Source organism: uncultured Vagococcus sp. (genome assembly GCF_963518325.1).
Lineage (GTDB): Bacteria > Bacillota > Bacilli > Lactobacillales > Vagococcaceae > Vagococcus_D.
This window is the reverse complement of record NZ_CAUQJB010000030.1, coordinates 25424-45395: the sequence shown is the minus strand read 5'-3', so window position 1 is coordinate 45395 and position 19972 is coordinate 25424. Positions and strand designations below refer to the sequence as shown.

16 protein-coding genes are annotated in these 19972 nt (G+C 38.3%); 6 read left to right on the top strand and 10 right to left on the bottom strand.

Features of this window, described 5'->3' with window-relative positions:
- Positions 1–13: 13 nt before the first annotated feature.
- The 7 genes from RWN13_RS18780 to RWN13_RS18750 form a co-directional block, all read right to left on the bottom strand.
- The gene (locus RWN13_RS18780) at positions 14–760 is read right to left on the bottom strand and encodes a tyrosine-protein phosphatase (protein WP_314066804.1); all 747 of its coding nucleotides are present in this window, start codon (positions 758–760) and stop codon (positions 14–16) included.
- A 31-nt stretch (positions 761–791) separates the two neighbouring features.
- The gene (locus RWN13_RS18775) at positions 792–1541 is read right to left on the bottom strand and encodes an MgtC/SapB family protein (RefSeq protein ID WP_314066803.1); all 750 of its coding nucleotides are present in this window, start codon (positions 1539–1541) and stop codon (positions 792–794) included.
- Positions 1542–1644: 103 nt separating this feature from the next.
- Positions 1645–1950, bottom strand: coding sequence for an RNHCP domain-containing protein (locus tag RWN13_RS18770; RefSeq protein ID WP_314066801.1), 306 nt, complete (start codon positions 1948–1950; stop codon positions 1645–1647).
- Between the two features lie 875 nt (positions 1951–2825).
- Complete coding sequence (locus RWN13_RS18765; protein WP_314066798.1) at positions 2826–5171, bottom strand: HAD-IC family P-type ATPase; 2346 nt, start codon at positions 5169–5171, stop codon at positions 2826–2828.
- A gap of 168 nt (positions 5172–5339) precedes the next feature.
- Positions 5340–5666, bottom strand: a complete 327-nt coding sequence (locus RWN13_RS18760; RefSeq protein WP_314066797.1) for a PTS sugar transporter subunit IIB — start codon at positions 5664–5666, stop codon at positions 5340–5342.
- A gap of 197 nt (positions 5667–5863) precedes the next feature.
- Complete coding sequence (pgmB, locus tag RWN13_RS18755) at positions 5864–6514, bottom strand: beta-phosphoglucomutase (protein ID WP_314066795.1); 651 nt, start codon at positions 6512–6514, stop codon at positions 5864–5866.
- On the bottom strand, positions 6511–9210 hold the full coding sequence (locus RWN13_RS18750; protein ID WP_314066793.1) for a glycosyl hydrolase family 65 protein: 2700 nt from the start codon (positions 9208–9210) through the stop codon (positions 6511–6513). The genes pgmB and RWN13_RS18750 overlap by 4 nt, the downstream gene beginning before the upstream one ends.
- 322 nt (positions 9211–9532) lie before the next feature.
- On the opposite strand from RWN13_RS18750, the gene treP reads away from it, so the two are divergent.
- Positions 9533–11491 carry a PTS system trehalose-specific EIIBC component gene (gene treP, locus RWN13_RS18745; protein WP_314066791.1) on the top strand — a complete coding sequence of 653 codons (1959 nt, stop codon included), beginning with the start codon at positions 9533–9535 and terminating at the stop codon, positions 11489–11491.
- A 213-nt stretch (positions 11492–11704) separates the two neighbouring features.
- A complete protein-coding gene (treR, locus tag RWN13_RS18740) occupies positions 11705–12421 on the top strand; it encodes a trehalose operon repressor (protein WP_314066788.1) in 717 nt (238 codons plus the stop codon).
- 46 nt (positions 12422–12467) lie between these two features.
- On the opposite strand, the gene RWN13_RS18735 is transcribed toward treR, so the two are convergent.
- Positions 12468–13220, bottom strand: coding sequence for an HAD family hydrolase (locus tag RWN13_RS18735; RefSeq protein WP_314066785.1), 753 nt, complete (start codon positions 13218–13220; stop codon positions 12468–12470).
- Between the two features lie 69 nt (positions 13221–13289).
- Here RWN13_RS18735 and RWN13_RS18730 point away from each other — a divergent pair, with 69 nt between their 5' ends.
- Positions 13290–14054, top strand: a complete 765-nt coding sequence (locus tag RWN13_RS18730; RefSeq protein WP_314066782.1) for a MurR/RpiR family transcriptional regulator — start codon at positions 13290–13292, stop codon at positions 14052–14054.
- Positions 14055–14076: 22 nt separating this feature from the next.
- On the opposite strand, the gene RWN13_RS18725 is transcribed toward RWN13_RS18730, so the two are convergent.
- Positions 14077–14793 carry a phosphatase gene (locus tag RWN13_RS18725; protein WP_314066780.1) on the bottom strand — a complete coding sequence of 239 codons (717 nt, stop codon included), beginning with the start codon at positions 14791–14793 and terminating at the stop codon, positions 14077–14079.
- 63 nt (positions 14794–14856) lie between these two features.
- Entirely contained in the window at positions 14857–16413 is a 1557-nt protein-coding gene (locus tag RWN13_RS18720) for an alpha-glucoside-specific PTS transporter subunit IIBC (RefSeq protein ID WP_314066778.1), read from the bottom strand.
- 343 nt (positions 16414–16756) lie between these two features.
- Here RWN13_RS18720 and RWN13_RS18715 point away from each other — a divergent pair, with 343 nt between their 5' ends.
- From RWN13_RS18715 to RWN13_RS18705, 3 genes are read left to right on the top strand one after another with little or no spacing between them, the layout of a single operon-like run.
- A complete protein-coding gene (locus tag RWN13_RS18715) occupies positions 16757–17923 on the top strand; it encodes an efflux RND transporter periplasmic adaptor subunit (protein ID WP_314066776.1) in 1167 nt (388 codons plus the stop codon).
- A 2-nt stretch (positions 17924–17925) separates the two neighbouring features.
- Positions 17926–18642, top strand: a complete 717-nt coding sequence (locus tag RWN13_RS18710; RefSeq protein ID WP_314066842.1) for an ABC transporter ATP-binding protein — start codon at positions 17926–17928, stop codon at positions 18640–18642.
- Complete coding sequence (locus tag RWN13_RS18705; protein ID WP_314066773.1) at positions 18635–19849, top strand: FtsX-like permease family protein; 1215 nt, start codon at positions 18635–18637, stop codon at positions 19847–19849. The genes RWN13_RS18710 and RWN13_RS18705 overlap by 8 nt, the downstream gene beginning before the upstream one ends.
- Positions 19850–19972 lie beyond the last annotated feature (123 nt).

Genomic DNA, 19972 nt, shown 5'->3' with positions numbered 1-19972 from the left:
AGTCTCCTATTTATTATACAGTATATAATGTTTTTAAATCTTTCACAAGATTATCAGATAGTCCTAGACCATCCTTCACAAAACCTCGTAAGCCACCAAATTCCACATCCATCGTCTCATAAGCAACATCCAAATACTCTTTTTTAACGTACATCATGGTTTCCACTTCTTTTAATTGTTCCTCATTCATCCCTTTTTCACGCAGGCCAGCAATCATCAAATCATTGGCTGCTTGACGCATCTGATTGGTTTTTAAATAATCATCATAAATATCAGCTTTCGAGACTTCTAATAAATCCAATACCAAAGCGGCTGCCACTCCTGTGCGGTCTTTACCAGCAAAGCAATGGAAGATAAACGGATCATCGCCACTTGCTACTTGCTCTAAAAATTGACGATAACCGCTTTGACCTGATTTAGATAAAACCATTCCCCGATAGATAAATTTCATATGATCATCAGCAGATGTAGGTTCAGCTGTTAAATCTTCTAAACTTGAGGATTGCCCATCTAAATCTTTCATAATATCTAAATTAATGTAGTTTGTACCAGTAAAAACATCATCGGGGCGCTCAGCCAATTCACTGGCACCACGTAAATCAAAGATTGTCTTAATGCCGTATTGATTGACAAATTTCTCTTTATCCTCAGTCGATAAATCAACAATTTCACCACTGCGATAAATTTTCCCTCTTTTAACTTTGCGCCCATCAGCGGTCTGATAACCACCTGCATCTCTAAAATTAACTAATGTTTTCATCCTATTCTTCCTTCCTTAACTTAAGCTATTGCTAAACATCCACTAAACGAATCTTCATAACATTTTCATGAATGGATAAATCCTCGATTAAATCGGCAAAATTTTTCCCACGAGGCAACTCAATAGTATACAAATTGGTGTAAATTCGCCTTTCATCCACAATGTCCACGTCAAAGTTAACATCTTTAACCTCAACATTGTTTTCTGCAAAATAATCAGTAATAAACTCCTTCGTTTCAACTCGATGAACATACTTAACTTCTAATTTTTTCATCGAGGGCATAATAATAACTTTTTTCAACAATGACAGTGTCAGCTGGATGGTAATAAAACCAGCAACAGCAATTTCATAGTAGCCCATACCTGTTGCAATTCCCAAACAAGCCACCGTCCATAAAGAGGCAGCAGTGGTCAGCCCCATAACAGAACGCTTGGTCACAATAATAGTCCCTGCACCTAAAAATCCAATGCCACTGATAACTTGAGCAATTAACCGAGCTTGATCGGAACGAACCACTCCAGCTAGTTCAGGCTGATTTGTAGCAATATTCAACGCGTCAATGGAAATCTGATCTTGCATTAAAGCTACAACAGTCGCACCAACACATACTAAAATATGAGTTCGAATACCTGCTGGTCGATTCTTAAATTCACGGTCAAAACCGATGGCACCAGACATAGCGACAGCAATTAATAGTCGTTCGATAATTTCTAATAAACTCACTGGCTCCCTCCTTTCCCAACACAATCTATTACATCTCACGTACTTGTCATAATCCATCTACCCTACTAGTTTAGCACTACTACGGAGGAAATTCTAGTGATTGCCCAAGCAAAAAGAAGTAAAGTAAGTCGGCACTTGAGTACCCACCTACTTTACTTGCTTACCTACCCCTGATAAATTCAATGAATTGATCTTCTTGAAAAGTATCTTGGGCAATCTTATTCCACTGTTCTTGCTGGCAACTCTGGCATCGATGACAGAGCTGGTAACCTTTTTTACCAGAATAACGATAATCAACTGGTGCCATTAATCCCTGGCAAGTTGACGCCCGGTCTCCAGGTACTACGTCCAAATGTTTGGAATACAAACAAACCGGACAGTGATTCCGATAACTCCCGTTAGAAACGGGCTGAACATCGTAGCCACAATTTTCACAAATAAAGTGATGATTTTCTTTTGCTCTCATTTACCTCGTCCTTTGCTTAACATTCAAACAAAGGCAAAGGGTTCCGTTTCTTCTTCACAAAAGCAAATATCTCTCGACAATTGCTTTGCGCCCTAGGCTTTTTCAAAAGATTGACCGATTCACCGTCTATTTCTGATAAACGATTACTTCCTTTTCCAGCTTCAAAAAAACCTGTTTCATTTTTTTATCCGAACCACGGCTTATTTTGTTAATTTGTCTAAGCCACTGTATTGCGGTTGACCACAATCCAAAGGTAGGTGTCATTAAGAAATCACTAGTTTAGCTTTCGTCCCCTAAAGAGATAAGCAAATTCGTAACATAAAGTCAACTCCTTTCATCAGTCTTCTCAACATAATTATACTAAATAATGTAGTTTAAAAAAAGAGCAATGTGACCGTAACCTTTTTAGAGCATATCAGGTATTACTCGTGTAACTCAGAAAAAGAGAAAGCAATTTCAGCTACCTTATCATAGTGTTGAGTAAGAACTTAAGAAAGCTTGAATAACGTGGTGTGATCTTTTTTTAAACTAACCTATACTGTGAGTTTCGTATATCCCAAGTGGGAACAACTGGGGCAATTCGGCGAAATAGTAGCACTTGCTAATTCTTTTTGACGTTTTATCAAACATGCAGAAGTGGATAGTTGCCCTTTGGTCCTTAGACATTTACCCCATTCACAAAAAATTGAAATTGTAGGATAACCTTCTTTCCTGATATCTACACTTATGGACAAACTCATTTAACTAAAAGTATAACCCATTCTATTTAGCAATCATGTTATTCATTGCCGCATCTTTTACGCGAGATTAATTTTTTGATATAAAAATAAAGGACTGTCGCAAAAGCGAAGTCCTAATTTTGCGACGGTCCTTTTTCAATTGGTGTGATGATGATTTCCCAGCAGTCGGTGGGCAATGTATTTCAACCCATAAAAAAGTGGTATTACGCCTAGCATCATCGGCCCATAAACCATAACCAAATGCCACTGGAATAAATTTACTAGTGAGAAAATCCGACCAAAAAAGATAAATAGGATCAAGAACAAACTGAATAATGCGCTAATCATCGTCAGTATTTTCCAATTACTCGGTTGTGACACGTAATACAATGCCACAAAACAAACCATACCTGTCATCCAGACGGTGATAGTTGATGTCTCTTCGTAAGTCCAACCAAACTGTTTCCCAAAAAACAGAATGCCCATTGCGAAAATAACCACACTCAGACCACTAGCTAAAGCTGGTTCAAGAACATTTTGAAAAAAGCGTCCCTTGATTGGTGCCACATTTGGTCGCAGAGCTAGGAAAAACGAGGGAATCCCTACAGTCAATGTACTAATAGGGCTTAGCTGGATTGGTTGAAATGGGTATGGAGACGTGATAAAAATAAACAAAGCAGCTAATAAAATAGAGTAAATGGTTTTGGTCAAATAGAGTGATGCTACTCGCTGAATGTTATTAACAACTTTCCGCCCTTCTAAAACGACTCCTACCATCGAATCAAAATTAGAATCCAATAGTACGAAATCTGCAATCCCCTTTGTCGCATCACTCCCATTAGCCATGACAATACTACAATCGGCTTTCTTTAGGGCTAAAATATCATTAACACCGTCTCCCGTCATCCCAACCGTCATTCCGTTAGCCTGCAAAGCCTCTACTAGCGATCGTTTTTGCTCAGGACTGACCCGACCAAAAACCCGATTTTCTTTTACCAATGTTTGATAGTTAATTGACTCTGACACCTTACTCATGTCAATCATCCTGTCGCTGTTTTTGACTCCAGCTCGCTTGGCAATGTGCGCCACTGTTTGGGGATGATCCCCTGAAATAATGCAAATTTCAACATCTTGTTCCATAAAATACTTAAGTGTCTGAGGTGCTTCTTCACGTATTTCATCTTCCAAGAAAACGAGCCCTTCCAATCTCAACGATTGTGGCAAATCTTGTTCCACAATTGACTCCTGACTTGTGGCTATCGCAAGAACCCTTAATCCCTCAGTTGTGGCCAGATGCATTTGCTCAGTTAATTCCGCTGTAAAAGAATCAAATAAGTATTCCGGCGCCCCAATGACCACACTGCCTTTTTGTTGATACTCAACTGCACTCCACTTACGAGCTGAGGAAAAAGGGATTGTTTTAGCCATTGGCCAGATATTATCTGTCGAAGGAAATTCTTTCATTAATGCCAGCCCTGTAGCATTATCCTCATTCAAATCATGAGCCACATGACCCACCATTTCCGCAAATTCAGTTGCCGTGAGATTACCAGTGACATCTGTTTTTAAAATCTTCAATTCACCACTGGTTAAAGTTCCAGTCTTATCCAAACATAATATATTCACCCGAGCCAAGGTTTCAATTGACCCCATGGTTTTAACCAAAACTTTTTTCTGAGTCAGACGAATAACCCCTACGGCCAACGCGACCGTTGTCAATAAGACTAGCCCTTCTGGAATCATGCCAATCATTGCGGCAGTCGAACCCAGTATAGCTTGATTAACAGTCATATCTCCTAGCATACTAGATAAAAATAACAACGCACCGACTGGAATAATCCCAAAAGTCAAAATACGAATAATCCGTTTCATCGTTTGAACTAGTTCGCTGTATATACTCTTTTCACCTTTTGCTTCAAGTGCCAATTTAGAGCTGTAGCTCTCCTTTCCAACCTTGGTCGCTTCAATCACGGCATTGCCGCTGACCACAAAACTTCCCGAATAAACCGTGTCTCCTACTGATTTCATAACAGGATCAGCTTCACCAGTTAATTGGGATTCATCGCACTCGATGCCGCTAGTTTCAATCACGACTCCATCAACCACAATTTGCTGCCCTCGCTTAATCGTCAGTAGATCATTTTTAACAATATCCTCTTGTAAAATTTCCTCTTGCTGGCTGTTTCTAATAACTGTCGCTCTGGCTTGGTTTAATAACGCCAACTCATCGACATTTTTTTTTGCACGAAGTTCTTGAAAAATCCCAACAGTCGTATTAACGATAATTACACCAAGAAAAAGTAAGTTTTTATAACTGCCAGTATAAATAACAAATCCTGCAATGACAATATTAATAAAGTTAAATAGCGTTAAGCTGTTTTCCAAAAATATTTGTTTCAAACTTCGGGTCATTGGCGGCAAAGCTTCATTGCTTTCACCACGTCCTTTGCGCGTTTCAACTTCAGTATAACTCAATCCTGAATAATGATGTTTTTTAGTCATAGCAGATTCCCCTTTTAGCGTACACATGCACACTCGTTCACTTTATATTCTTAGAATAAGCTATCTCACCTAAATTAACCTCGGGCTAAAGCTCTAGTTTTATAACCTTAAGAAAGTCTTTAACTTTTTAACGATTTATTAAGCTCCTCTAGATTATCCTTTAAATGATTAATTAAGACCGTGTTCCCGCTGATAAACTGTCAGCGCATTACCGAGAACCTTTCCACCAAGCATCCGACCGTAATCCAATGAATCAATCACTTGGACCGTTACAGGAAATTGCTGATAGATTTTTTCCACTTGAGGCAACTGGTAACGGACTTGTGGCCCGATTAGCAAAATATCGATATCCTTTCTAACTGAGGCTACATTTCCGACAGGCATAGCTGCCACCGTTATATCAATCCCCATCTCTTCGGCGGCTTTTCGCATACTACTGGCCAATAAACTAGTGGACATGCCTCCCGCACAAGCTAACATGATTCTATATGTCATTGAAGAACCTTCTTTCTTAAACAACTAATTTAACTCTATCTTATCATATTAGCATCCGCTTACAATATAAAAAGCTTAAAGAAAGTTAGCGCCTTATCTAAGCCATTATAGCCTCTTGAAAAAGCAAAAAACTACCAAAGTACTTCCCTAAAACAATAGGTTCACTTAGATAGTTATAATTGGTTACTTTGATAGTCTTAGTATGCAAGTAAAGCTGCGACTGATGTTTCACGCAAATCATTAACATTTAATGTAGTCTCTGTTAAATCACTGTCACTGACAATTCCCACGGCCATAATGCCAGCTAGGTTAAGAGCTTCAACCCCAGCTTGTGCATCTTCAAAGCCAATCGCTTCTGATGGTTTTATCCCAATGGCAGCCGCTGCTTTTAGGAAAATTTCAGGATCTGGTTTACCCATTCTCAATGTTGCTGGATCGACAATTGCCTTAAAATAATCTGCAACGCCTAATTTTTCTAAAATCATTGGGGCATTTTTGGAGGCAGAAGCAATTGCACAAGGAACGTCCTGTTTCTTCGCTTCTGCTAAAAAATCAGCAATCCCGGGTAATAAGTCTGCTGGCGACAAGTCTGTCAATAGCTCCACGTATTGCTTATTCTTTTTAACTGCCAAAGCTTCTTTTTGTGCCTCCGTAAACGCCGTTTCCTTGCCACCAAAAGTCAAAATACGCTCAAGGGAAGACATGCGATCAATGCCTTTTAATGTCTCATTAAAAGTCTCGTCAATTTCTATCTCAAGCCCCCTTGCCAGTTCTTTCCACGCCAGGTAATGATACCTAGCGGTGTCGGTAATGACCCCGTCTAAATCAAAAATAAACCCTTTTTTCATTTAGTTCTCTCCTCTACATAAGTTACCTTGGTCGGTTGATTTTTAGTCAAATTATGAGTGGTGTTGCCAATAATAACTGTTACATCGTCACTGGCACTCACCTCAATAGAAGATGGTGTCAAATAAACCTGATAAACAACCCCAAAACGCGTCAAACTAAACCTTAACCCTTGCCAATTATTCGGTAAGTCTGGCTTAAAGTTCAGCAACTCGCCACGACTATCGACACCGCCATATGTTTGCAAGGTGACCATTAAAGTGGCAGCCATAACACCTGTGTGAATCCCTTCCGCCGTTGTTCCGCCTTGAATATCCTGATAATCAGAGCGCAATGCCTCCTGATACAACTTCCAAGACAACTCTCGTTTACCAACCATTTCAGCTAATTGAGCGTGAACAATTCGCGACAATGTCGAACCGTGAGATGTCCGCTGTAAATAATAATCCAGATTTTTTTCCAAGTAATCAGCCGGTAGTTGGTAGTTCAAGTCAGCAATAATTTCATCCACTTTATCCTTAGATAAATTGTAAAATGTCATCAAGGTATCAGCTTGTTTCGCTACCTTATAGTCATCAGCCGATTTACCGTCTGCTTTTAATATACGATCCATACGATAAATATTGCCATATTTTTCGCGGTAATAATCCCAGTCCACTTCTTTCAGCTTAAAATAACCTGCATACTGAGCGATGATTCCCTCATCGTTAATTTCTAAATACAACTTTTGACGGATATCTTGCATTTCAGCAATTTTTTCTGTTGTGATATCTGTTTTAAGTTGTAACTCGCTAAATTCTGTCACCGTTAATTCCGTTACCAAAGTCGCAATTTCTTCAAACAACCAAACTACCATCATATTGGTATAGGCATTGTCTCTTATGCCACCTTCATGGCTATCTGGATAAGCTTCATGAAACTCATCTGGCCCCATTACATTGGGAATCGAATAACGATTTAAAGCATCATTCCAGACCGCTTTACTGCGCCAAAACTCAGCAATTTCCAACAACATTTCAGCTCCATACTGGCGAATGAACTGACGATCTCCCGTATTGTGCCAATAGTTCCAAACATTGTATGCAATCGCCAAGGAAACGTGGCGCTGCAATCGACTGTAATCTTCCCCCCACTGACCGTTTAAAGGATTCAAATGGACTTCTTGGGTTTGTTCTGTCCCATCTAATCCCGATTGCCAAGGGAACATGGCACCAGAGTAGCCAGCTTCTTTGGCATTTTCTTTAGCTGCTGCCAAACGATTGTAGCGATACATTATCAGTTGTTTCGCCATATCAGGGAAATGTAATTGATAAAAAGGTAAAATAAAAATTTCATCCCAGAAAATATGACCACGATAAGCTTCCCCATGTAAACCACGAGCGGTAATCGAGACATCTAAGGTCTGATTGGCAATCGGCGAACCTGACACCAGTAAATGATACGTATGCAAACGAATCATTTTTTGAGACATTAGGTCTCCAGTTACGCTAATATCCGCCTTTTCCCACAAGCCCTTCCAAGCCTCAAGACTTTCAGTCCGATTGTTTTCAAAGGGCTTGGCGACTACTGGTGAGTCAATGTACGCCAAGCCATTAACTGACTCCTCAGGAAAGAAGTAAGCAATCGTAACACTTTTTTCAACGCCATAAGACGTTCCTTCTTCAGCCTCTATCACGATTGTTTGAATAATTTCACTGTCTTTTATCTCGTTCTTAACGCCACTTTCAGTCAGCTGACCAAACAGTTCTGAATGTTGAATCACTTGAATTTTAGACTGCTTAGTTGAAACAGCCACTGTCGTCTTAGTATCACCAGCACTCATATGAATCAAATCTAAATGGTCACTGGTCAAGCTGCGATAGCGTTCAGTATTAAAGTTAATAGCAGTGCCGTCACTTTTAGAAATCAAAGTGATTTCCCCACTGAAATTCAAAGGAGTCACTTCATAGCTAATACTGTAGTGGTGCTTATCCAACATATTAACCACACGCTTAGAGATGATTTTTACTTGACGATCATGACTGTCAAGTACAGCTTCAGATGTAAATACCCCTGTTCTCAAATCAAGATGGCGATGTAAAGAACGAATCGTTTGTTCATTGATCTCTAAGACTGGTTGATTTTCAATTTTAATTGATAAATACTGTAAGTTTGGGCTATTAACAAAATCTTCATTAATCACGGTTCGACCTTCAATTACTGATGGCGCACCATTGTATAATCCAGCTAAATACGTCCCCGGATAATGAGCTTCAGACACCTCCATTTCAGGTAAGGTCCCACGCAAACCAATAAAACCATTACCTGTCGTTAATAGTGACTCAACCGAATACTCACTTTTTCCTGGAGTATACCCGTAATAATCCAAAGTCCAAGTCTGTTCCTCTTCAATTTTTTCAAAGTAGTCCTGGCTGTTTGCCGCTAGAGCTAAATCACTAGCTAAAACAATCGGTTGATTCGTGCCTTCGCTTAAGGATTGCATCGCCGTTTTTTCCAGATCAGTTAGAGTTTCTTTGGATAAATCAATCGCTATCCCATTAAATTTCCAATCTAAGCTCTTTATTTTCTCAGCTAAACTCATTACCTCATGACACCAATTTTCCAAATTGACGTCTAATTGAGCCACAGCCAGTTGCAGCCCTTTATTTGAAACTAACCTTACTAGGCACTCTTCGAATCTGATAGCAATATAATTCATCCCTGTTCTCCTTTTAGTTATTACAAAGAATCTTGTATATACATGTTTGTTTGATTTCAGTATAAACAACTAATCGTCTTTTTGCAAACATAAAAATCCTTTTTTTCTCATTTCCTCTCTAAGTCTGTCGATTTTATACAAACAAAAAAAGTTGGTGCTTTTATAAGAAGATAAACTTTAATGACAATAAAAAAAAAAATTTTACAGTTAAAAACGCTTGCAAGATTTACCAAAAAAAGGTATCATGTATATACAAGAACTTGTCTATACATGATACCTGTTTGTTGCAAAAAGAAAAGAGAGTTTAAAAGGAGGATTTATAATGGCAGATTACAAAAATGATGCCGCACAGTTATTAAAGGATATTGGTGGCAAAGAAAATATTGCTGCTGTCTCACATTGTGCGACTCGCATGCGATTCGTGTTAAACGATCCAGTAAAAGCAGACGAATCAGCAATCGAAGATATCCCGGTAGTTAAAGGGATGTTTACCCAAGCTGGTCAGTTCCAAGTCATTATCGGTAACGATGTTCAAACATTTTACAATGAGTTTGTCAAAATTTCAGGAGTGGAAGGTGTCTCGAAAGATGCCGCTAAACAAAATGCCAAGCAAAATCAAACCATGCTGCAACGAATTATTGGCGTTTTTGCAGAAATCTTCTCCCCACTGATTCCTGCTTTGGTTGTTGGGGGGCTGATTTTAGGGTTTCGCAATATTTTAGAAGGCATTCAATTCGGCTTTTTAGACGGCCAAACAATCGTCCAAGTCTCACAATTTTGGGCAGGTACCAATAGTTTTCTCTGGTTAATAGGAGAAGCTATCTTTCAATTCTTACCTGTTGGTATTACTTGGAGTATCGCCAAAAAAATGGGCACGACACAAATTCTGGGTATCGTCCTAGGGATTACCTTGGTATCTCCGCAATTATTAAACGCTTACTCGGTAGCATCGACTGCTGCTGCTGACATTCCAGTTTGGGATTTTGGTTTTGCCCAAGTTAACATGATTGGTTACCAAGCCCAAGTTATTCCAGCCATGTTAGCCGGATTCTTACTCTGTTATTTAGAACTATTTTTCAGAAAGCACATTCCACAAGCGATTTCGATGATTTTTGTCCCACTTTTCGCTTTAGTCCCAACGGTTCTATTAGCTCATACCGTTTTAGGCCCAATCGGTTGGAAAATCGGTAGCTTTATCTCGACTGTCGTTAACACTGGATTAGCCAGTGCCTTCAACTGGTTGTTTGCCGCAGCATTTGGTTTCTTCTATGCCCCATTAGTAATCACTGGGTTGCATCATATGACCAATGCCATTGATTTACAATTAGTAGCCGACTTTGGTAGCACTAATTTATGGCCAATGATTGCCTTGTCAAACATCGCCCAAGGTTCAGCTGTTATGGCCATCGTTTATTTACACCGAGGCAATGAGAAAGAAGAACAAGTCTCTATACCAGCAGCGATTTCCTGTTATTTAGGTGTGACGGAACCCGCCATGTTTGGGATAAACTTGAAGTATCTTTATCCTTTTGTAGCAGGCATGATCGGTTCCAGTTTAGCGGGTCTCTTCTCAACATTAATGGGTGTTCGTGCTGCTAGTATCGGTGTCGGTGGCTTGCCGGGGATTTTATCCATTAAGATTGGCTACGGTCCGTTTGCAATTGCTATGTTAATTGCCATCGTCGTTCCATTTTTCTTAACCATTGTATTCAGAAATAAAAATATTTTAAACAAAATCGATCGAGTAGGTGAAGATCTTGCCTTTGCAGGTGCTGACGGCAGTGTCTCTTCTAATTTTGAAACAAGTATGCCGACTGCTCCAAGTATAACAGCTGATTTAGATTTATACGCACCAGCAGATGGCCAATTAATACCTATCACAGAGGTCAATGATCAGGTTTTTTCTAAAAAAATGTTAGGAGACGGTTTTGCCGTCCAACCGACCGCAAATGACATTGTCTCCCCTGTAGTTGGTAAAGTGACTTCAATTTTCCCAACAAAACACGCCATAGGATTACTGATGGAGAATGGATTAGAAGTTCTAGTCCATATGGGACTTGACACCGTTGAACTTAAGGGTGAGCCATTTGAGATTTTAGTAGCAGATGGTCAAACCGTTGCTGCCGGCACTCCTTTAGCAAAAATGGACAGGGAAAAAGTTATCTCATTAGGTAAAGGAACTGATATTATTGTGGTCTTCACTAACTTGGAGAATCACTCATTTAATTTAACCAAAACAGGCTCTGTCACTAAGCATGATTTAGTTGGGGCAACTGATTAATCACTTCAAAAATAAACGAAAAAGCCAAGATTAACCTCTTGGCTTTTTCTTCAAATAAAATGACTTTTCCCTCATCGATTGTTCTCGAAAAGGTCTTGGTTACTGGGTTAAATTGTGATATGATGATGAATGGTAAGGTCGCCTAAAAACACATGGGCCACAACCTTAAGTAATTCAATTTTTGATTAACTAAACATTTAAGGAGGGTTTTAAATGAATAAATTTCATGATATCTTTTTAGACTTAGAAGAGAAAATCATTAATAAATACTACCCTTCTGGTACCATGCTCCCAAGTGAAAAACAATTAATGGAGATATATGGTGTCTCTAGGGAAACCATTCGAAAAGCTCTTGGATTACTAATCAATGCTGGATATATTCAAAAGCAACAAGGTAAAGGCTCCATCGTCTTAAACTTTGAACGGTTTGATTTCCCAATATCCGGTTTAACCAGCTATAAAGAACTACAGGATTCTCAGCGAATCGCTAGTCAGACCATCGTTGCTGAGCTAGAACGAGACATCGTCACGCCACACTTGGCTCATTTAACCAACTGGAAGCAAGGCGAGCCTATTTGGCGCCTTCTTCGTCAACGTCGAATTGATGGTGAAATCGTGATTTTAGATAAAGATTACTTATTGATGGAAATCATTCCCAAATTACCAGCTGAGCGGGCAGCTGTCTCAATTTATGATTACTTTGAAAATGACCTTGAATTAACCATTGGCTACGCTCAAAAAGAAATCACTGCTGAGGAAATCACCGAAGAAGACAAAACCTATATGGATTTAAATCCCGAAGATACCCATGTCATCGTCGTTCGCAGTGTTGTCTCTTTGGAAGATACTCGTGCCTTCGAAGTGACAGAATCTCGTCATCGACTGGATAAGTTTAAATTTGTTGATTTCGCCCGCAGGAGAAAGGTCTAACCCTACATAACGACTTAGCTTTAAAACAAGAGCCAACCGTTTTTAACTATCTCATTAGTGAGCTTATTAGCTCCCCAACTGACCCGACAATTCCATTGGCTAACTGTCTAACACTTGGGGAGGCATGGGGCAAACTATAACCATTAAAAGTTTTGATTAACTCTTTATCATTTTCGCCATCGCCAATAACCACAACCTCTTCGAATTCACAATTCTGGCTCGACATGTATCTAGAAAGTCCGACCGCTTTATTAGTCCCTCTGGAAACTATATCGACACAGTTATTATTTTGAAAAGCTTGTAAACGCCTTCCTTCCAACTGATTTATTTGCTTACCACACAACCTAGCCTCATAATTTGTGGTAAATTGAAAAGATAATTGCGTTACTGACGTAATTGATTCAAGTTGTTTCCTTGTGATTTTTTTTAATTGATCATACTCTCTGTAATAGAACTTTGAAGATTTTTTGTTGAGTAACACGAGATGCTCTTTTTCTTTAAACAGTAATATATGTTCAGATTGAAAAGTCAGCTTTTCTGTTAACAGCTCAAGAATATCTTCCATATGTATTGGATTATCTAATCTCCCATCGACAACTGCACCATTATTGCCAATAAAAAAATCAATATCTAAATCATAATCCTTTAACTTATCAACAATCATTATCTCGTCTCTGCCAGTGATGATACCAAAAACATTTCCAGCTAGTTGCCAATTTTTAATTTGTAATAAGGTTTCAGTAGGTATTTCATTATCAATAAACAATGTCCCATCAAAATCTGTTGCCAATAATTTCATGTCTGACTCCCCACTTAAAAAATTTTAAAAAAATTCCATCATCAAGTTGGATAGAAAGGAGACTCTGTGATGCTACTCGAAGAAGCAATCAATCAGAACTATCTCACCCTAAATCAAAATGAATTCGTTGTTCTTAGTTTCATGAAAAATAATAAACATCTTTGCTCTAACCTCAGCATTACAGATCTCAGCAAACGATGCGCTGTATCGAATTCATTTATTATGCGTCTGTCAAAAAAACTGGGTTACAGAGGCTTCAGCGAATTAAAATACCAACTCAAACACGAGAGTTCTTACCCCGTCAACAGTGAAATGGCGACCATCGAAACGATTCAAGAAGACATAGCCGAGACTTTTCGATTAATGAATTCCATTTTTTTTAATAACTTGCCTCACGTCCTACATGAAGCAAACTCCATCTATACTTATGGGTCTGGCTACGGTCAACGAACAATCCTCGAAGATTTCCGTCGCGGAATGATTCACTGCAATAAGTTTATTATTTCTTTGCCGACCAGCAAAGAAGTTCACCTAAATGCTCAACATCAAAAAAAAGGAGATGTTATCATAATTGTATCCATGAGCGGTCATGTTCCTAATATTGAAAAAGATATTAGTGAAATGATCTCAAAAGATGTAAAAGTTATTTCAATTACCGAGTTTAAAAGTAATCCACTTGCAAGTTTAGCTAGTGATAATCTTTATATTCAATCTAGCAAAATTATCGATCCAAATCCTAAAAATAATTACACATCGTATACTACTTTAACATTGCTTCTTGATACGATTGTCAAATTTTATCTCAACTATCAGCGTCAAGCTAACTTTGATTGAGAGTATATTTCACTTCTTCCTTTTAATCACTCATTTTCGGTAATTTTTCCATTAATGTAGCCAGTCCTCGATTGGCAATTAATCGCTGAGGAAAGCCAATTTCTTCCAACATCTTTAGTGCCTCACTAAAGTCACCAATTGCCGATGCAAAATGAGCATCAGAGCTTACCACAATTGGTATCTCAAATAACTGACACAATTTGGCAATCTCACGACAATTTTTTTGAGCACCCTTTCTATTAAGAAAAGAACTACTATTTATTTCCACCAATTTTTTCTTTTCTTTAAACAACGGTAATATCCGCTCAAAATCAAATAAGTAATTACCGTTTCCCGGATGTCCGATGATGTCTACCCAAGGATTTTGAGACACTTTTCTCCATAGCTGATTATGGTCTGCAATAGTTCCAGGCTTTAAGACGCTCTCATGACAAGAGGCAATAACTAAATCCAATTTCTTAAAGAGAGACACTGAAAGATCCAAATTCCCTTCAAAATCAATAATATTAGCTTCAACACCTTTAATTATACGTAATCCTTCAATTCGATTTGGAATGCTTTTTCTAAGATTACCAAAATAACTGCTTGGGAATGTTTCTTTTAAAGCTGGACCATGATCAGTAACGGCAAGACCTTCAAGCCCCACTTTTTTACCTTGATTAATATTCTCCAACAAGGTGCTGTAAGCATGAATTGATGCAATAGTATGAGTATGCGTATCAACTTTGACTGATAACATCGTTACCTCCTTTATTATTATGACAAACCTTCAGTTAGTCTATTAGTTTCATTATTTTATCTGTTAAATAAGCTTTTCAAATTCGTCCTTAACCTGCGGCACACTCGGTCCAATAATAATTTGAAAATTGAGATTTTTTCTAACAACTCCCAAAGCACCATTTGCTTTGAAATACTCCGACTCAAGAACCCGACTAACATCTACCACTTTTACCCTCAATCGTGTGGCGCAATTCGTCACACTCTCAATATTTTCTTTACCACCTAATCCAACTAAAAACTGTTCAGCTAAGTGGCTAAATTTATTTTCATTCGCTTTTTTAGCCTTGTAATCTTTTTTAGTGTAAAGTTTTGAAAGGGCATTCTCATCTTCACGACCTGGCGTTAGAATATCGAACTTTAAAATCAAGTATCTGAATACTAAAAAGAACACTAACGTAAAGATTAATCCCAAGGTAATTTGCTTTAAATACAATGGATAATGATTTTTCCAAAGTGGAATCCAATTTTTGGCGAGCCAAGTGATAATCCCACTCGTAAAATCCCCTCTTAAACCAATCATATATTGAGCAGTCGCCAATGTTGCGCATAATATGGCATAAATCCCGTAAAGCGCTGGCGATATAAATAAGAAAGTGAACTCCAAGGGTTCAGTTATCCCAGCTACAATAGCTGTTAACGCTGCAGGAATAACTAAGGCAGCAATTTTTTTTCTTTTTTCTGGTTTTGCTGTAAAATAAATGGCAGCAGCTACACCTGGTGCACCAAAAATTTTATTATGTCCATACAATTTGAACCCACCACCTGGAAATAAGGTTGCCAATGGCTTTGTCGATTGACTAAATTCAACTAAATGATCTAACCAATACGTCGTAATTCCTTGGTCGACCACTACTGGCCCATAACTAAATGGTTGCGTCAGTAAATGGTGTAACCCTGTCGGTAACAACAGTCGCTCAAATAAAGAATAAACCCATATCCCCACAGCTCCACTATTAACAAAAAACTGTTGAAAAACATCCATACCTTGTTGAAATAATGGCCAAATAAAACAAAAAGCTAAAGCTGCAAGCAAAGCATAGCTCATTCCTACTAAAACAACCAAAGATGATCCATTAAACATTGCAAGATAATCTGGAACCTTCTTATCGATATAATGATCGTGGACACTTACAACAATCAAGGCAACGACAATCGCACCTAGTATTCCTGTATCTAAGGTTTTGATGCCTCCAATTAATTTTAGCCCAGAACCAGTGACTGGTTCAAGTGAATAATCAACACCAAAAAATGCACCAAAATGATTGAGTATTGCCCCCATAAAATAATTGAATGACATATAAATGACAAAAGATTCCATACTAACTCTGGGCGCAGATTTTTTTACTAACCCCATCGGTAATGCAATGACAAATAATAATTCAATTTGCCTAAAAACAGTCCACATCCCTTCACCAATAATATCCCAAACTTTAAACCAAACAGTCGATTCATCGGCCAATCCACCCATGATAACCGGGTTCTTAAAAACAAGCGTCAACGCTAAAATAATCCCAGAAAAGGAAAACAATAACACTGGCGTAAACATGGCTCCTCCAAATCGTTGAATCTTTTCTCTCATCGTTATAACATCTCCTTACTTACTATTAATCTCGTTATCACCTTTGTCATATGACTACCTGTTCCCCTTTTTTATCACTACATCTTTTTTAACATAATTTAGACCACCGCTTCAATACTTTTGGAAAAGACAGGTACTAATTTCAGTAACTTGACAGTAATTCCATTTTCCTGACAATTTTTCCTATCATAATTAGCCGAGACATCCATTTGGATTTACCAACAAAAGAATAACTTTTTACAGTACATATTCTAAAAAAATAGGGCTAAAGTCCTGTTTTATTCCTCACTTATTCCCAATATAATTAAAATGTAGGTATTTTTATTAGAAAAGAGGAGTAAATGTGAAAAAAAGAACTAAAATTATTGTTGGAGTTACTGGTGCTGCGGTCTTATTAATTGGCGGTTTTATGTTATTTTCACCAAAGGGAAGCAACCCTAAAGAAGCGACTGCTGAACCAGAGATTAACTATTTCAATTTAGAAGGAGCAGAGCAGGTTTTTATTAATGGGTCTGTGACACCCGTTCGTTCTCAGGAGTTCGTAAAGGATGCCTCTTTAGGGAAATTAGGTGATTTACAAGTTGAAAACGGTGCACTTGTTGAAGAAGGCACTTTACTTTATCAGTATATCGACCCGAACAGTGATAAAGAAATCGCTGATATTCAAGGGAATATTCAAAGTACACAAGCAGACCGTTATAAAGCTGCCAGACAATTAGAACTAGAATTACAGCAATTAAAAAACGGCGCTAGCCAACCTGGGGAAGATGGCGAAGCTTCCGGTGGTGATACAGCAGCTAATCGGGAAAGCATCGCTCTAAAATACGATATTAACGGATTTGATGTCCGGTTAGCGCAGATGGAGCAACAGTTAAACGACGTGTTAGAACGCCAAGTAAATAAAGTTACAGCCCCTTTCAAAGGAAAAATTTCAATTCCTCAAGATAAAAACCGAGATAGCGCAATTATGAATTTAACATCCGAAGACTTTTATGTTGTTGGAACTGTTAATGAAAAAGACGTAGACAAAATAAAAGTTGATCAGCAAGCCGATGTTCAAACGATTTCAAACAAAAAAAATATGAAAGGTAAAATCACCTACATATCTGAAGTCCCTAATACTACCACAACTTCCGATGGCGGAAGTAACGGTGGCAGTAGTTTAAGCAACTATACGGTTAAACTATCTCTAGAAACAACGGAAGGCATCAAAAATGGCTTTCACGTTCAAGCAGCGATTAATTTAGATGATAAAAAGATGGTGATTCCTAAAGCCGCTGTTCAGTATGATAAAGAGCAGGCTTATGTCCTAGTAGATGACTTTGGCACTGTCTTAAAGAAAAATATTACAGTTGTCACTTCTAAAGAAGCCACCGGTGATGATGTAGAAGTCTCAAATGGTCTCGAAGCGATGGATCGAATTATTGTAAGTTCAAATAAAAAACTAAAAGACGGAGATGTGCTACAGGTTGAAGAAGGCGCTGATCAACCAGCTGAAGGGATGGAATAATGATGGATGACAACTCACAAAAAAATTCTCCCCTAATTGTCATGAAAAACATCAATAAGTATTATCCAGTTGGTAAAGATCAACTCCATGTTCTAAAAAATTTAGATTTAACCATTGAACGTGGTGAGTTTTTAATGATAATGGGAAAATCCGGTAGCGGAAAAACAACTTTAATGAATATTTTTGGTTTTTTAGATACGATTTCCGATGGCGAATACTTATTCGATGATCAAGACGTGTCCAAATTAAGCGAAAACCAAAAATCTGATTTGCGAAATAAATACCTAGGTTTTATTTTTCAGCAATTCTTTTTAATCCAGTCTTTAAATGTTCGCCAAAACATCGAACTACCAATGGTCTATGAAGGAAAACGAAAGGATCGTGAGCGACAAGAAGTTGCAAAAAAATACTTGGACATGGTGGGACTTGATACAAAAGAAAAATCAAAAACCACTGAACTTTCTGGCGGACAACAACAACGAGTGGCAATTGCCCGAGCGCTTGTCAACGAACCCCTTTTGATTATGGCCGATGAGCCAACGGGTGCACTGGACAGTGAAACTAGTGCTGATATTATGGCTATCTTAACCGAATTAAATAAAGAAGGAAAAACAATTGTCATGGTCACTCATGACAGTGATATGACACAGTATGCCTCACGAGTAATTTACATGAAAGACGGTCTATTCTTAGATGAGGAGGCCTACAAACATGCTTAAAAATCTTTTACTAAGTACCTTACTAAGCCTACGAGCCCATAAACTTCGTGTTTTTCTAACCATGGTAGGCATCATCATTGGGATTGCAGCCGTTGTGACAGTTTCTGCTATCGGTGAAGGGATGAAACGTAGCAGTTTAAAAATGTTGGACTCAACCAACTCAAATGTCGTACGCTTAATTTACAAGACAAATGTTGAAGGCGAAGAATCTAATTCCAATCCTTACGATACCTTTGCTTTTAGCCGAGATGACTTAAAAAGATTACGAGAGTTGAAACACATTGACTCAATTTCAGCCGATTATGGCTATGGCTTTGGCTCACTTGAAACGATTTCAGCTAATCTTTCTTACTTTGATACCGAATCCGGTGGCGAAGTCATGTCAAACAGTGGTGACAATTTAGTTGCTTACGGTCGTGACTTTCTTGAAGAGGATATGAATCAAAATACGATTATTTTGACTTATGACACCCTAAAATACGCCTTGGGAATGACAAGACCAAAAGATATTTTAGGTCACGCTATTGATGTTGATGGTGAAAAATTTTTAGTAATTGGTGTCAAAAAAGAAATTGGTGAAGACGAAATGATCAATGACAATTCCGTTTTCTACAATGTCATACCCAAAAAAGCTTATAATCAACTTGCTAAAAATAAACCTATTAACGCGATTAAATTAAAAATAGGTGCCGATGTTGATCGGAATGCGTTAATTGCTGAGGCCAACGAGCGTTTAATCGAGTACCATCCAGAACTTGATGGCTCCTTTCAAGAGGATCGAACGAGCGAATCCATCCGCAAACAAATTGAGGATATGATTCAACAAGTCATTATTGGCCTAGTATTCATTACCGCGATTTCTCTTTTAGTCGGCGGAATTGGCGTTATGAATATTATGTATGTTTCTGTTTCTGAGCGAAAACGTGAAATCGGTATCCGTCGGGCAATTGGCGCCAAACCGCTCAATATCATGATTCAGTTTCTATTGGAAGCTGCTTTTATTACACTGCTTGGCGGCATTTTAGGTATTTTACTTGGTTGGGGAATCGCCCAGCTAGTCTCTATGGTTGCTGGGATTGAAGCGATACTCAGTTTGAAAATGACCTTGATTTCAGCCGGCGTCTCAATTGCAATCGGCCTCGTATTTGGTGTCATTCCCGCCTTTAATGCGGCACGAATGGACCCTATTAAAGCTATTTATCAATAAAGAAAAGCTCTCACTACAAAATGTAGCGAGAGCTTTTTACCCCTAAAATTGACGAAAGCCGCTCAAATTAATGAGCGGCTTTCTAACTAAAAATAAATATTCATAAGGTTTTTGTTCCGATAA